This window comes from Fibrobacter sp. UWB12 (assembly GCF_900142485.1).
In the GTDB taxonomy this organism is placed as follows: Bacteria; Fibrobacterota; Fibrobacteria; order Fibrobacterales; family Fibrobacteraceae; genus Fibrobacter.
In genome coordinates, this window is record NZ_FRAZ01000001.1 from 165454 (window position 1) to 179450 (window position 13997).

Below are 13997 nucleotides of genomic sequence, written 5' to 3' on the forward strand. Positions count from 1 at the left end.
GATTCGTCTATCGCGGAAGCGTGAGAATGTCAATGCCATCCTTGGTCTTCACGACAGTGTGTTCCCACTGGGCGCTGAGGGAGCCGTCACGGGTCACTGCGGTCCAACCGTCAGCGAGAGTCTTCGTTCCCGGGCGACCGACGTTGAGCATCGGTTCGACAGTGAACACGTTACCAACTTCGATGAACGGGCAACGTTCGTAGTTGCGGAAGTGGTAGACGGTCGGTTCTTCGTGGAAGCCGCGACCGATGCCGTGACCGCAGTAGTCTTCGACGACGCTAAAGCCGTGTTCGTCGGCGATGTCCTGAATGGCGCAGCCGATGTCGTTCCAGTGGGCGCCTCTTTCGCCTGCAGCGCGGATGCCTTCTTCCATGCAGAACTTGGCCGTGTCCACGAGTTCGCGGGCAATGTCAGAAACTTTGCCGACGCAGAACATGGCGGATGTATCACCATGGTAGCCGGAGAGGATTGTCGTGATGTCGATGTTCACGATGTCGCCATCCTTGAGGATGGTGTTTGCGTTCGGGATGCCGTGGCAGACAACTTCGTTGATGCTGATGCAGGCGTAGCGCGGATAGCCGTGGTAGCCCATGCATGCGGAGATGCCCTTGTGCTGGCGAGTGTAGTCGCCGATGAATTCATCGATTTCGAGCGTGGAGACGCCGGGCTTGCACATTTCGCCCGCACGGATCAGCGTTTCGGCAGCGAGAGCGCCGGCATCGCGGATCAGTTCGATTTCTTTTGCGGATTTTACTTTGATCTTAGCCATTGTTAGGAATTAGGTAATAGGTGTTAGGGGTTAGGTTTAATTTCAGATTTTGCATCTGGGGGTAGATGTTGAATAAACGCGTTGAGCATTTTCTTTATTTCGATGATTTCTGAATTAAACTTGTTAAAAATATCGTCACTTATGTAATGTAAATCTTTTGCAAGTAGTAATTGATATTCTGATTCAGCCGCAGAACCTAGTGATATCTGAAGAAATCTTGCTAATTCAGTATTTGTCTTTCTTCCACAACCTTCTGCGATATTAGTTGGAATTGATGTTACAGATCGTCTAAGTTGTGAGGTTAGAACAAAAAGTTCTTCTTTTGGAAAAAAGGTTTTAGTCAATTCATACACATTAAGTGTGAATTGATGGCTTCTTTTCCATATTTCAAGAGAATGGTATTCTCGCATTTTCCTAAAACCTACAACCTAAAACCTGTAACCTACTTTTTCCATGCGAATCTGTCGAGCAGGTAGGCAAGTAGCATCTGGTCGTCGGTCGTGCCGTTCGCAAGGTCTTTTACGAGCGGGAGCATGCGGCTGATGCGTTCGGTTGCTTTTTGACCGCCGAAGTGCTTGCGGACTTCTTCGAGGCGGACCTTGGTTCGTTCGCTCACCTTCTTTGCGATTTCGTCGTTTGTGAGCGGGTCCATCTTGATGAAGTTGATACCGAAATCAACTGCAGTCTGGCGCAAATCGATTTCTTCGACCGGTGTGATGAGCGAAATGCAGAGACCACTGCGGCCTGCACGGGCGGTACGTCCGCTGCGGTGCACATAGACTTCGTGGTCGGCGGGATGGTCGTAGACAATCACGTGCGTCACGTGGTCCACGTCGATACCGCGGGCGGCAACGTCTGTGCAGATGAGAATCTTGAGCTTCTTGTCGCGGAAGGCGTTGAGTGTCTTTTCGCGGAGGTTCTGAGCCACGTCGCCACTGAGGGCTCCGACTTCAAAACCATAACCGGAAAGCACCTGTTCCAAGTAGCTCACGTCACGCTTGTAGTTGCAGAAAATCATGCAGCTTTCGGGATGGTAGTATTCCAGAACCTTGATGGTCATGGAATCCTTTTCCATCACGTCGCAAGTGTAGTAGCGGTGTTCGAGGTTGTTCGCGATGACCTTGTCGTAGCTGAGCGAAAGGAAATCGGCACCTGGGCGCTGGAATTCACGGGCAAGGCTTTTGACCGTCTGCGGAATCGTGGCGCTGTACATTGTGCAGGAGATGGCCTTCGGCAAGTACTTGCGGATCTTCTGCATGTCGGGGTAGAAACCCATTGAGAGCATTTCGTCGGCTTCGTCGAGAACGAGGTCGCGGATAGAAAGCAAGTCGACATTGCCGCGCTGGATATGGTCCATAAGGCGGCCCGGAGTAGCGACAATCACATGAACGCCGGAACGGAGAGCCTTGATTTGCGGTTCGTAACTTACGCCACCAAAGATGGCGACAGACTTGATGCCAGTACCCTTCGAGAGCTTTTCGAATTCTTCTTGCACTTGGATGCAGAGTTCTCGAGTCGGCACAAGGATAAGTGCCTGCGGATACGGGTGGTCACGGACAATGACCTGTAAAAGCGGGAGGGCATATGCGCCCGTCTTGCCCGAACCCGTCTTCGATTGCACGAGCATATCGCGGGCGGCGAGCATGTAAGGGATGGATTTGCGCTGGACAGGCATCAATTCGGTCCAGCCGTGTTCCCGGAGAATAGCCTTCTGTTCTTCGGGGAGCATATCAAACGTATAATCGGGGAGCTTGTTCTTGGGCTCGATAATTTTGACAGGCGTTAAAAACGGATTTACTCTTTCTTTCGTTTCTTCTTTAATTTCGTCACTCATAGTGACGGCAAATTTAGCAAATTATAGAGTCCAATGGTATTCAAACCCGAGGCTTATAAAGCAATCGATGGTGGATTTGCCGATTGTAGTGGCTGCGGCGCCTGCATCGGGGGAGGGGGCTTCATAGATGTCACGGCCGCGACTCGAAATCCCTGCTCGTAAATCGACCCCGTAATGCTTTTTGAAAACGAATTGACCGCCAACGCCTACGAGGGCGCCCTTATAAAGGTCTTCGAATTTAATGCGGTACTTGTAAGCGCGTGATGGATTTTTAACTCCTTTCTTCAGCTCAATATCTTCGACATAGAAGGTGTATTGGAATCCGAGGAAAAAGAGCGGTGTAATGTCTAGCCATGGCGTGATGGGGTATGTCATGGACAAGAGCGCATTGAGCCCAATATCATGTTGTCCAAAATCCCAATGATCGAGTTCTTTGTAGACTGTATCGGCTTTGTCTAATTTCATGTGACGGTTGGAATAGCGGTACAAGAATTCAATACCGATAAATCCATGCCAAGTGAGACCTGCGTAAAGACTGAGGAACGGGTCTGCATCGTCGATAAAATTCCAAAGGCTTACGGAATCCTTTGTTACTCGGTAGTTGCGGACGCGGCTTCTGGTATGGCTGCTTGTCCAGTTATCCGGGGTGAGCGGGAAATGGGCCTGTGAAAAACCAACACCGACACCTGCCCAAATCTTGAGATTGGGAACTTCTTTGTAGAGGTCATCGGGTTCCGTTTGCATTTTAAGGCGTTCTTCTTTGGTCAGGCGGCGCTTGGTTCGCTTGTCGAAGAACGTTGCTGCTATGTCATCGCCGAGAGCAACCTTGTCGCTATTGGCTTTTACGATGCCAGCTGCTTGCGGTTCTTGTGTCGTTTCATTAAAAATGGCAACTTGGATAAATTTTCCCTGTGGCGCAAGGAAGAGGACTATGTTGTCTTCTAGCGCTTGGATTTTAGCAGCCATGCCTGGATGCCTTGCGCGTAAATAAACTGGCGGCAAACCCTTTTCTAAGTTATTCGAGAGCCAAGTGCCATAGCGTGTGGCTATGGTGTCGCGCTCCCATTCTCCGAGTTCACGGCATTTGGGTTCACCGATTCCGGTGTTGTTACGGCGGAGCGATAGACAAAATTCGTTAGTGCTGACAGGCGAATTGCCGTCGAGTGTCCAAATCAAGATGGTGGCGTCTTTCCAAAGCGTAAATTTTGAATCGAAGTAAACTTCGGAGGCGCTGGCAAATGCCGCAAGGAATAAAAGAATGGCGAGGAGTTTTTTCATTTGACAACTCCTTCGTAAAGATTCTTGCGGATTTTTTGGACGGCCATCTGGACGAGATTCGTCAGGTTCGAAATCTTGTAAGTGGTTATGGGCTGCTGTATTTCGTCAACGGCGCTGAACAATGGCCGCTGTTTTAAGTTGTCCCAAAGCGTGTATGAGAATATGGCGCTGACGTTATCGGGCTTACGAATGCTGCCACTTTCGTTATGAATTAGCGCATAGTCAAAGAAATTTTCGCGCTTCAAGTCTGTGCCGATAATGAATTCATGCAAAATCAAAACAACGGGCGGAACATTGCCGGCAGTGTCCTTGAGTGCTACCCCTTGTTCCGGGATGTGCCCCTTGATGAAAATACGTTCATCGAGTTTTAGGCTTTCTTCGGGAAACTTGGTATTGGCGGTATCGGGGAGAACGATGAGATTCCCGTACGCTTTGCGCAATTCAGTCTCAAATGTGTTTCGGCAGTGGAGCGTTCCTTTAATTTGGATGCTATCCGTGCCGATTTCGAGGCGCTTTGCAAACCAGTTGGAACGAGTAATCACAAATGCGTTTTCGATGCCTGTCACCGCAATACCGCCATAAGGGGCCTTATGGTATGCTGGGTGGCTTGTTGTCCAATGATAAGAATCTGCACACCCGGTGAGCATGCAGATTGCAAATCCAATGGATAAAATTGACTTCTTAAACGTCATTTGCACTCGTGGATTTCGCAGGACGCCTTTGCAGTTTAGACTGCGCCCCACTTTTCACGGTAAGCGTAGACTCGATCAAGGATTCCTTCGGGAGCGTTGATTGCCTTGCGGTTTTCTTCGTTTTCGAGGAATGCTATGATGTTGTTGATGTTCACGATGGAATGGGCTTCGATGCCGTATTCATCTTGAACAGTCTGGAGTGCGGACTTGCCGTTTTCGAGCTTTTCCTTACGGTCTACAGAAATCAAAAGACCGACGACGTTTGCATTTTCGATTTGCGAAAGAGCCTGCATCGTTTCGTTGACGGATGTACCTGCGGTAATCACGTCTTCGATGATGACAACATTCGTCTTTTCGGTGTACTTGTAACCGACGAGAGAACCACCTTCACCGTGATCCTTGACTTCTTTTCTGTTGTACGTGAACGTGAGGTTCTGGGCATAAAGGTCAGAAAGCTTCATTGCGGTTGCGGCGCAAAGCGGAATGCCCTTGTAGGCCGGACCGTAAAGGTTCTGGGCTTTGCCGTCGAAGTGAACCATGAATGCTGCTGCGTAAAATTCGGCGAGCTTAGAAAGGGATGCTCCCGTGCGGAACTCTCCGGTGTTGATAAAGTAAGGCGTTTCGCGACCGCTCTTGGTCACGAAGTTGCCGAACTTGAGGGCGCCAGATTCTACGAGAAAGTGTACAAAAGTATCTGTATTGTTCATTGAATATCCTAGGCTTTAGCTCCGATGAGGAGCGCTACAACTTCAGAGATTATGTTGTAATCGGTAATAAACTGGATGGCGAACAGCGACACCAAGCATATCACGCAAAGTACCAAATAGCTATGGAAAGATTTTTCGAATCCCTTGATTTTCAGCTTGAAAATGAGCCAAACGCCAAAGCTCAGAATGGTGCTGAATACCCACGCTGCAGATGTGTTCAAGTCGACGAGGCGGCTTGCTGCAAACGTGATGGTAATGCCCGGCAAGAAGAAGAAGGCAAAGCTCAAGACAACGAGCAGAGCGAATCCTACGTAGTAGGCAAGTCCGCGGTCCTTTTTGATAATGACCTGGGGGCCACCGATTGTGGTCTGTTCTTCTTCGCCTGTCATCGGGTTGACGTACGTTTCCGGTTTGAACTGCTTGTAAGGAGAGTTCGAAGACTCTTCTTTGTGTTTTGCGGGACGAATTACCTCGCCAGTCAAAGGATTGACGATTTCTTTATCATCATTGGGCTCGATAATTGTCTGTTTGACTTCGGCTGTAGCTTCGGCCTTGACATTGTTGTCGGCAGAAACAGTCGGTTCCTGGACGGGGGCTTCATTCTGAATTTCTTCGGACATTGGTGACTCCTAGAGAATAAACGTTCTGCCGGCGTGAACAAACACGCGGTGTTCAAGCCAGAGTTTGAGCGCTTGTGAAAGCGTGCGCTTTTCGATGTCCTTGCCGAGTTCAACAAGTTCATCGATGCTTGCGGTTTCAGGAACGCGCTGGATGTCTTGGCAAATGATTGGACCTTGGTCAAGGTCTTCTGTGGCAAAGTGCGCTGTTGCACCGATAATCTTCACACCCTTGTGCCATGCCTGGTGATAAGGCTTCGCACCCTTGAATGCCGGGAGGAACCCGTGGTGGATGTTGATGATGCGGTACTTGAATTCTTCGGTAAAGTTCTCGCTCAAAATCTGCATGTAGCGGGCGAGGACGATTGTATCGGTTTTCGTTTCTTCGATAATCTCGCGGAAACGGTTTTCGGGAATGCTCTTATCCGGGTTGGACGGCACATAGTAGAACGGCACGCCAAAGGAGCCGCCTACGGGGCCAAGGTCCGGGTGGTTGCCGACGATGCAGCTGAATTCGCAGGGAAGGTCGCCATCGCGGTGCTTGAGAAGCAAGTCGTAAAGGCAATGGTCGGTCTTGGATACGAAAATGGCAACGCGTTCGGTCTTGGAGGTGTCGAAAAGTTTCCAGTTGAGCTGGAGGTGCGGGGCGATGGTCTCGAGATGTCTTTTGACTTCGGGAACGTCGTCTGACTCAATGTCGAATACGGCGCGCAAGAAAAAAGTTTCGATATCCTTGGCGGTATGTTGCTGGAGGTCGATGATATTAGCTCCGGCTTTGGCAAGAACTTGCGTTGTGCCGGCAATAAGCCCTTTTTGGTCGGGACAAAGAATTTGAAGAATGTAACGAGTCATAGACATACTATAATATTAAAAAATTTAGGCCATGTTACCAAATATTTTATTTCCAAGTAGACAAAAAATAACTAACATTGCAGTAAGTAAATAAAAAGGATAAAAAAATGGAGAAATTTAAATTGTTCAAATTAGGAATTTGCTCTGTGCTTATGCTGTCTGTTGCGCAGGTTTTTGCGGCTCCACCGAAAACGTGGGACGCTATTTTTAATGCCGAAGGGCAGGGCGATTATGCCGCTGCGAAGATTGACGGTGACATCCGTTTTGGTCAATACACTCATTACAAGAATGTCCAGCCGGTTTCGTTCCGCGTTTTGGATGACAAGTTTGATTTTTCTGTTGCGGGTAACATGACTGTTCCTGCTAAGTTGGTCGAAGACCCGGCTTTTTACGACAACTGCCGCAATACAATGGAAGCCTGGATTTCTTATTTCGACAAGCCGCGTCGCTTCGGCAATGAAGATCTTATCATTAACATCGCTGGTGTAGATTTTGCATGCGGTAACGATTTGTTCAATATCTACGATTTGCGTATAAAGTTTACAAATCCGCAAGCCCAGAAAGCTTGGGTGGCAGAACTCGAAGGCCGTCAGAAATACAAGCGCGAACAGCTTTCTGCTTTCCGCAAGGCTGAACAGGAACACCGCGCTGTAATTCGTGACAAGTCTACTTCTTTTACCGACCCGCGTGATGGACAAGTTTATCGCATTATCAAGGTGGAAGGCCGTGAATGGTTTGCACAGAATGTGAACTACAATGTCGAAGGTCATTCCTGGTGCTATGAAGACAAGGATTCTTACTGCGCCCGTAGCGGTCGTTTGTATGACTTGGAAGGTGCCCGCAAGGCTTGCCCGGAAGGTTGGCATTTGCCGCGTGACCGCGAATGGTCCGACATGCTCAAGGGCCTCACGGGTTGCTATGATGGCGTTGACAAGTGCGGTAACTTTGCAACGAAGATGAAGGCTACGACTGGCTGGCAGGGCGGTGGCGGTACCGATGAATACGGCTTTACCGTTTTCTCTTCGGGCTATCGCAAAATTCTCGGCAAGTCTACCGTGCGCTACGAAGACATGGGCGAATATGCTGGCTTCTGGAGCGCTCAGAACGGTCGTAACGAAACGATTTGGCTGTGGGCTATGGGCCGCATGAGTGACCAGATGGTTCGCCAGCTCGTTCCGGCTACTGCTAAGAACAACGGCTATTCCGTCCGCTGCATTAACGGTAACTAAGGCTAGCGCAGAGCGCAAAAAAAGAGAGCTTAAAAAGCTCTCTTTTTTTATATGCACAAAATGCGTCGCGCCGGGGGCGCGGCGTATTTTACATCTGGCGAATCGGGAAGAGACCGAGCAAGTCGAGGACATTTTCGAGCACAATCTGCGTAGACTGTACGAGGAAGAGTCTGGACTTTTCTTCGGCAGATCCGAGCACGCGGTCTTCATGGATGAACTTGTGTGCGGCTTCGGCAATTTCGAGTGCGTATTGCGCGAGCACGCTCGGTTCATCGTCCTTGACAGCGCCAAGAATCTTTTCGCCCTTCTTGGCGAGAATGTTGATGAGGTTGTAGGCGGCGTCATCGGTAAGCTGCGAGTAGTCGGCTTCGCTTGCTGATACAGTGTAGCCGGCCTTGCGCATGATGCTGCAAAGACGCACATGAGCGTTCTGTACATACGGACCCGTGTCGCCTTCGAAGCTCATGACGGCATCCCAGTCGAAACGGACGTCCTTCAGGCGGCTGTTCTTCAAGTCGTTGAAGGTGAGTGCGGAAATACCGATCTGGCGTGCAATGAGTTCCTTGTTTTCGAGAGTCGGATTCTTTTCGTCGATGAATTCGAGAATCTTCTTCTGAGCAGCTTCGATCACGTCGCGGAGGAGGCTTGCCGTACCGGTACGGGTTTTGCCCTTTTCCCACTTGCCGTCGACCATCTGGAGGATAACGCCGAACGGAATGTGGTACATGTCCTTGTACCATTCGCGGCCCATCTTCTTGAGCACGTGGAACACCTGCTTGAAGTGGAGGGCTTGTCCAAGGTCTACCACATAAAGGCACTTGTCGAAGTTGTATTCTTTTTTGCGGTAGATAGCTGCTGCGAGGTCGCGGGTTGCGTACAACGTGGAACCATCGCTCTTACGAATAAGGCACGGATTCAAGTCGAATTCATCGAGCATTACCACGTCGCGTTGCTGGCTGTTGACCATCAAATTCTTTTCACGCAGTTCGTCGAGCACTGCCGGGATTTTGTCTTCAAAGAAAGATTCACCGGTGTAGTGATCAAAGCTGACGCCCATCATGTCGTAAATGCGCATGAGTTCCTTGAGCGTTGCGGCACGGAATGCGAGCCACAGCTTACGATAGAAGGCATCGCCCTGTTCGAGCTTGGTGAATGCGGCGCGAGCTTCATCTTCGAGACCGGGTTCTTCTTTAGAAACCTTGGAGAAGCTAGCGTAAAGGATGTTGAGTTCCTTCACGGTGAGTGCATCGAGCGTTGCGTCGTCGGTCGGGAGCTTTTCGCGGAGGTACATCACGATGAGCTTACCGAAGGCTGTGCCCCAGTCGCCTAAGTGGTTGATGCGTTCGACCTTGTAACCGGCAGCCTTGTAGATGCGGGAAAGCGAGTTTCCGATCATTGTGGAACGCAGGTGGTGGAACGCGAGTTCCTTACCGATGTTCGGGGAGCTGTAGTCGATGCAGACAACCTTGCCATTCGGAGCTGCGTGACCATATTCCAAGCCCTTGGCAGCAATAGCATCCAAAGTTTCCTTGGCGAGGAAATTGCGGTCAATGAAAAAGTTCAGATAACCGTTAACCGCTTCGACCTTGGAAAGTCCTGCGGGGAGTTTCACCTGTGCCGCGAGGTCTTCGGCGATAAGCTTCGGGGCCTTGCGGAGTGTTTTTGCAAGAGAAAAACACGGGATGGTGAAGTTTCCGTGGCTAGTATCAGGCGGTACGGAAATAAGTTTCAATGCGGCATCTTCAGCAAATGCTCCAGTAGCGGCAAGTGCCTTTGCGATTTCTGCATTAAATGAGTTCATTGTCGTCTCCAGACTTCTTTTCGTTTTCGCGGATGAAGTCATGCTCATCAAGGTTCATGAGTTTACCGTCTGCGTACAGACGTTCAAAGGAAATTTCGTTTCTCTTTTCTTCTTCGAACAGGTGAACCATCAGGTCAAGACCTGCGTCAAAGATTGCCCAACGCACGCCTTCCTTGTATTCAACGCCGATATAATGGAGCTTGCGAGCCTTGAACTCCTTGGTGAGTTCGTTCAAAATTGCCTGCATTTGGGCTTCGCTTTCGCAAGTCGCGATGAGGAAGTAATCTGCTTCGTTCTTGACTCCTCGGAGGTCGATGAGTTGCACGTTCTGGGCGCGAAGTTCAAAAAGGATACCTGCACCAAGCTTAACGGTTTCAGAAAAATCTTGGTTATTTGTTGCTGTCATTTTGTTCTCCCTGATCGGGTTCTATTATTTGTTGAAAATCTCTACCTGTATGTACGACGGCATCGACCGTAGCATTTTTGTTGAGCAAGACGAGAACGTTCTTTGTTTTTAAGGTTGCAGCGAGAACTTGGGCCCCTTCCCATTCTGGGTTTCTAAGCACAATGATTGTCTCGTCGTAGTTCTGGAGTCGTTCGTTGTCGATATGGACGACGTCAAATCCGTTGTCTCGCAAGAACGTGCGCATTTTTACGGCGGCGCCTTTCATGCTGCAGCTATTCAGCACTTCTACTTCGCCTTTGATTCGGCGAACTTCACGTACGACGGGAGCTGGCTTTTCTTCTTCGCAGCCCGTAAATAGGAATACGGCAAAAACAGCCGAAGAAACCCCTACGGCAAAGTTTAGGTGGTGTGCTTTAGAATAGTTTTGGAACATTCTTTGCTGTAAAATTTAGAAAAAATAAAAGACCCCGGAATAAATCCGGGGTGACAAAGTGGAATAGAAGAGCTTACTGGCAGAGGATGGAACTGCGGCTAGAACATTCGTTGTGGAAGAAACTGCGTGGGCCGTAAGCTTTCAGGGCGTCTCGTTCATTGACGTAGGAAATTCTTATTAATGTGTTTTCGCTGGGTTTGTATTCTAGCGAAACATCTGGAATCAACACATTAACATTGCCTTGGCGTAGGTCTTCTCTTGCGATGCGGGAACCGTTGCTAATGTTTGCGTAGAGTGGCATCCAGAGACCAACATTTGCGTACAAGTGAAGATTCGGTGTGAACTCGTAGGCGAAATGTCCCATAAAGCTTTGGCTTGCGATCGAGCCGAAACTTCCTGCAACGAAATTGAGTGAATAGGAGTATGCGACTTTTAAGGCTGGGTCGAATGTCTGGTGACGGACCATGCGGTCAGAATCAAATTCGCGGTTCCACGGAATGCCATCGTTTCGAAATTGGTAATTGGCTTCGACTTCATCGCTTGTGGAGACTGATGATTCGGCAATGACTTGGGTTGCCATTTCGGACGATTCTATGTTTGTTGTAACGTCTGCGAAGGCAAACGCTGATATGCAAAGAGCAGATAAAATAATTCGTTTCATGAAAATGAATATACAAAAGTGTGCAAGGCGAGAGTAGTAAAATGGTTACCAGCAATAATGCGGGTTTCTCCATGGACAATCGTCATAGAAATAACGGTGTGGTCCATAGGCTCTGAAAGCATCTCTTTCGTTGATGTACATGACTCTGAAAGTCATCTTGTCGTTCGGCTTGTATTCAAGCGCGATATCTGGAATCAAGACGCCCACGTTCCCTTGCTTCACGTCTTCGCGGGCAATGCGGTTGCCGAAATGGAGGCTCGAATAGAGTGGCATCCAGAGACCGACATTTGCGTACAAGTGCAAGTTGGGCGTAAACTCGTATGCAAAATGAGCCATGAAACTCTGCTGTGCAAATGAGCCAAAACTCCCGCCAATGAAACTCACGGAATAAGTATAGGCTACTTTCAACGCCGGGTCGAATGTATCGTGACGGACGAGGCGTTCAGGGTCGAAATGTTCGCGGTTCCAAGGTATGCCGCTTTCACGAATGACATAGATGGTATCGACAATGGTATCCTGTGCCGCAACGAGTGTTTCCGAGAGTTCAGTAGAATTAGCCTTTGTAGAATTACCTGCAAAGGCAATCGCTGCTAGGAATAACACTGTAAGGCTCATGAATCGCATATAATGAATATATAAAAAAGGAGGCTTCATGGTAAAATGAAGCCTCTTGGTCGAGATGAATTTCTCAGGAATTATTTGTTATTGTTGTCGCTTTTTTGATCGTCGTTTTTGGTGACTCCGGCGAGTTTTGCACCGAACATGGAGCCAAGTACAGTACGGAGGTCAATGCCGAGCGAATCGGTGAGACCGTTCGTGACCTGCGTGAGCGTCTTGGTGATGTCGCCCGTGAGCTTTGCCGTATTGCCTTCGCCGTACATGGTAATGTTGCCAATCTTTTCCATCGGCTTTGCGATGGCGGATGCAATCTGCGGCATCTGTTCAAAGTATTTTTCAATCGTCTTGAGCTGCATTTCCTGGCGGGCTGCGTCACCATAGAGCTTCATGGCTTCGGCCTTCTTGTTGAGCGCTTCAGCTTCGGCAAGACCTTGAGCCTTGATGGCTTCAGCTTCGGCGAGACCCTTTGCCTTTGTGGCTTCGGCTTCTGCTAATGCTTTTGCCTTTGTTGCTTCAGCTTCGGCGAATGCTTTTTCCTTTTCAGCTTCTGCAATCTGCTTGATTGCCTTGGCGCGTTGTTCTTCCTTATAGCGGATAGCTTCAGCGTCTTTCTGCTGTTGGAAGAGTTCTGCTTCGGAGCGCTGGATTTGTGCTTGGCGGTCGGCTTCGGCTTTCTTTTCGATTTGGGCCTTAAGTTCCTTTTCCGTCACCATGACCATGCGTTCGCGAATTTCGATTTCCTTTTCTTGCTTGGCGACTTCTGCTTCAGCCTGAGCAACGTTGATTTCCTTTTGCTGAGTCTGCTTTTGGATTTCGTAAGCGGCATCTGCAATAGCTTTTTCGGTGTCGGAAATCTTCTGCAGGTTCGCTTTCTTCACGGCGAGATCGTTTTGCTTTTGTGCAATTTCGAGTTCTGCAGCAACGGCTGCATCGTTAGCTTCTTTCTTGGCCTGCGATTGAGCGACGCTGATGTCTCTTTCGGCATTTGCCTTGGAAATGGCGGCTGCCTTGCGAATGGCAGAGGTCTTATCGACACCGAGGTTTTCAATCACGCCGTTGGCATCTTCAAAATTCTGGATGTTGAACGTCTGCACCACGATACCGAGCTTTTCAAGGTCCGGGATGGCGTTTTCGAGCACGAGTTCAGAGACCTGCTTGCGGTCACCCACGAGGTCTACGAGTTGCATACGGCCGACAATTTCACGCATGTTACCTTCGAGAATATCTACAATCATGGCGCGAATGTCTTCGGGCTTCTTGTTCAAGAAGTTCTGTGCAGAGGATTTGAGACGTTCTGGATTGTCCGAAATCTTGGCGGTCACGACGGCGTCGACAGAGACGTTGATGTAGTCCTTTGTCGGGACGGGGCTACCTGTTTTCACGTCAATCTGGATCAATTGCAATGAAAGATGGTCGGCTCGTTCGAAGAACGGGATTCTGAGCCCAGCTCTACCGATGATGACTTTCGGAAGTTTCCGAAGCCCCGATACGATAATAGCTTCGTCAGGGGCGGCCTTGATATATGACATCGTGAAAATGCAGATGATTAAAAGGATTGCAACTGCAATAATTACGTATAGGATATTTTCTGGCATTGAATAACCTCAATATTATAGTTTACTTTTAATATACAACATTTATATTGTTACAAAGTTGCAAATTTTCAAAAAAAACGAAAAAAAAGCCCGGCTTGAGGGCCGGGATTCATGCTAAAATTTTTTGCGCTATGTGTAAGGACTAAATCTTTTCGATGATTTCGTTCTTGCCGTTGACGCGGATGACGGTTGGTTTCCATGTCTTGGCTTCTTCCGGGGACATGGTTGCGTAAGCGACAATAATGACGAGGTCGCCTGGCTGTACCAATCGAGCGGCTGCTCCGTTCAGGCAGATAACGCCAGAACCAGCTTTGCCTTCGATGACATAAGTATCAAGGCGAGAGCCATTGTTGACATCAAGGACGCCAACTTTTTCGAAGGGGAGGATGCCTGCTGCATCCATCAAATCGCGAGCAATAGTAATTGAACCCTCGTAGTTGAGGTTTGCATCAGTTACTGTAGCGCGATGAATTTTGCTTTTAAGTAATTCTAGCTGCATGATGCG

At 49.0% G+C, this 13997-nt stretch carries 16 protein-coding genes; 1 reads left to right on the forward strand and 15 read right to left on the reverse strand.

The window, feature by feature from the left end:
* Positions 1-7: 7 nt before the first annotated feature.
* The 8 genes from map to purU are packed head-to-tail and all read right to left on the reverse strand — an operon-like array spanning position 8 to position 6749.
* Positions 8-769, reverse strand: coding sequence for a type I methionyl aminopeptidase (map, locus tag BUA34_RS00655; protein WP_072826825.1), 762 nt, complete (start codon positions 767-769; stop codon positions 8-10).
* 23 nt (positions 770-792) lie between these two features.
* On the reverse strand, positions 793-1179 hold the full coding sequence (locus BUA34_RS00660) for a four helix bundle protein (protein ID WP_072826826.1): 387 nt from the start codon (positions 1177-1179) through the stop codon (positions 793-795).
* Positions 1180-1211: 32 nt separating this feature from the next.
* Positions 1212-2603, reverse strand: coding sequence for a DEAD/DEAH box helicase (locus BUA34_RS00665; RefSeq protein WP_072826827.1), 1392 nt, complete (start codon positions 2601-2603; stop codon positions 1212-1214).
* A gap of 21 nt (positions 2604-2624) precedes the next feature.
* Positions 2625-3881 carry a hypothetical protein gene (locus BUA34_RS00670; RefSeq protein WP_072826828.1) on the reverse strand — a complete coding sequence of 419 codons (1257 nt, stop codon included), beginning with the start codon at positions 3879-3881 and terminating at the stop codon, positions 2625-2627.
* The gene (locus BUA34_RS00675; RefSeq protein WP_072826829.1) at positions 3878-4573 is read right to left on the reverse strand and encodes a hypothetical protein; all 696 of its coding nucleotides are present in this window, start codon (positions 4571-4573) and stop codon (positions 3878-3880) included. Before BUA34_RS00675 ends, BUA34_RS00670 begins: the two co-directional genes overlap by 4 nt.
* Before the next feature lie 35 nt (positions 4574-4608).
* Positions 4609-5280: an orotate phosphoribosyltransferase gene (gene pyrE, locus BUA34_RS00680; protein WP_072826830.1), complete on the reverse strand. Its 672-nt coding sequence runs from the start codon at positions 5278-5280 to the stop codon at positions 4609-4611.
* An 8-nt stretch (positions 5281-5288) separates the two neighbouring features.
* Complete coding sequence (locus BUA34_RS00685; protein WP_072826831.1) at positions 5289-5900, reverse strand: hypothetical protein; 612 nt, start codon at positions 5898-5900, stop codon at positions 5289-5291.
* Positions 5901-5909: 9 nt separating this feature from the next.
* Complete coding sequence (gene purU / locus BUA34_RS00690; RefSeq protein ID WP_254794257.1) at positions 5910-6749, reverse strand: formyltetrahydrofolate deformylase; 840 nt, start codon at positions 6747-6749, stop codon at positions 5910-5912.
* Between the two features lie 107 nt (positions 6750-6856).
* Between purU and BUA34_RS00695 the strand changes: the two genes are divergently transcribed.
* Positions 6857-7978, forward strand: a complete 1122-nt coding sequence (locus BUA34_RS00695) for a fibrobacter succinogenes major paralogous domain-containing protein (protein WP_072826833.1) — start codon at positions 6857-6859, stop codon at positions 7976-7978.
* Positions 7979-8066: 88 nt separating this feature from the next.
* Here BUA34_RS00695 and argS read toward each other — a convergent pair whose 3' ends face one another.
* The 7 genes from argS to panD form a co-directional block, all read right to left on the reverse strand.
* Entirely contained in the window at positions 8067-9779 is a 1713-nt protein-coding gene (gene argS / locus BUA34_RS00700) for an arginine--tRNA ligase (RefSeq protein ID WP_072826834.1), read from the reverse strand.
* The gene (gene rsfS, locus BUA34_RS00705; RefSeq protein WP_072826835.1) at positions 9766-10185 is read right to left on the reverse strand and encodes a ribosome silencing factor; all 420 of its coding nucleotides are present in this window, start codon (positions 10183-10185) and stop codon (positions 9766-9768) included. Before rsfS ends, argS begins: the two co-directional genes overlap by 14 nt.
* Entirely contained in the window at positions 10169-10618 is a 450-nt protein-coding gene (locus BUA34_RS00710; protein ID WP_072826836.1) for a LytR C-terminal domain-containing protein, read from the reverse strand. The genes rsfS and BUA34_RS00710 overlap by 17 nt, the downstream gene beginning before the upstream one ends.
* Positions 10619-10691: 73 nt before the next feature.
* A complete protein-coding gene (locus BUA34_RS00715) occupies positions 10692-11279 on the reverse strand; it encodes a hypothetical protein (RefSeq protein ID WP_072826837.1) in 588 nt (195 codons plus the stop codon).
* Positions 11280-11324: 45 nt separating this feature from the next.
* A complete protein-coding gene (locus tag BUA34_RS00720) occupies positions 11325-11894 on the reverse strand; it encodes a hypothetical protein (protein WP_254794258.1) in 570 nt (189 codons plus the stop codon).
* 80 nt (positions 11895-11974) lie between these two features.
* A complete protein-coding gene (locus BUA34_RS00725; protein ID WP_072826839.1) occupies positions 11975-13492 on the reverse strand; it encodes a flotillin family protein in 1518 nt (505 codons plus the stop codon).
* A 142-nt stretch (positions 13493-13634) separates the two neighbouring features.
* Complete coding sequence (panD, locus tag BUA34_RS00730) at positions 13635-13991, reverse strand: aspartate 1-decarboxylase (RefSeq protein WP_072827166.1); 357 nt, start codon at positions 13989-13991, stop codon at positions 13635-13637.
* Between the last annotated feature and the right edge of the window lie 6 nt (positions 13992-13997).

Coding starts and splice junctions, on each gene's coding strand:
- map (WP_072826825.1), bottom strand. CDS start 769: ATGGCTAAGATCAAAGTAAAATCCGCAAAAGAAATCGAACTGATCCGC.
- BUA34_RS00660 (WP_072826826.1), bottom strand. CDS start 1,179: ATGCGAGAATACCATTCTCTTGAAATATGGAAAAGAAGCCATCAATTC.
- BUA34_RS00665 (WP_072826827.1), bottom strand. CDS start 2,603: ATGAGTGACGAAATTAAAGAAGAAACGAAAGAAAGAGTAAATCCGTTT.
- BUA34_RS00670 (WP_072826828.1), bottom strand. CDS start 3,881: ATGAAAAAACTCCTCGCCATTCTTTTATTCCTTGCGGCATTTGCCAGC.
- BUA34_RS00675 (WP_072826829.1), bottom strand. CDS start 4,573: ATGACGTTTAAGAAGTCAATTTTATCCATTGGATTTGCAATCTGCATG.
- pyrE (WP_072826830.1), bottom strand. CDS start 5,280: ATGAACAATACAGATACTTTTGTACACTTTCTCGTAGAATCTGGCGCC.
- BUA34_RS00685 (WP_072826831.1), bottom strand. CDS start 5,900: ATGTCCGAAGAAATTCAGAATGAAGCCCCCGTCCAGGAACCGACTGTT.
- purU (WP_254794257.1), bottom strand. CDS start 6,749: ATGACTCGTTACATTCTTCAAATTCTTTGTCCCGACCAAAAAGGGCTT.
- BUA34_RS00695 (WP_072826833.1), top strand. CDS start 6,857: ATGGAGAAATTTAAATTGTTCAAATTAGGAATTTGCTCTGTGCTTATG.
- argS (WP_072826834.1), bottom strand. CDS start 9,779: ATGAACTCATTTAATGCAGAAATCGCAAAGGCACTTGCCGCTACTGGA.
- rsfS (WP_072826835.1), bottom strand. CDS start 10,185: ATGACAGCAACAAATAACCAAGATTTTTCTGAAACCGTTAAGCTTGGT.
- BUA34_RS00710 (WP_072826836.1), bottom strand. CDS start 10,618: ATGTTCCAAAACTATTCTAAAGCACACCACCTAAACTTTGCCGTAGGG.
- BUA34_RS00715 (WP_072826837.1), bottom strand. CDS start 11,279: ATGAAACGAATTATTTTATCTGCTCTTTGCATATCAGCGTTTGCCTTC.
- BUA34_RS00720 (WP_254794258.1), bottom strand. CDS start 11,894: ATGAGCCTTACAGTGTTATTCCTAGCAGCGATTGCCTTTGCAGGTAAT.
- BUA34_RS00725 (WP_072826839.1), bottom strand. CDS start 13,492: ATGCCAGAAAATATCCTATACGTAATTATTGCAGTTGCAATCCTTTTA.
- panD (WP_072827166.1), bottom strand. CDS start 13,991: ATGCAGCTAGAATTACTTAAAAGCAAAATTCATCGCGCTACAGTAACT.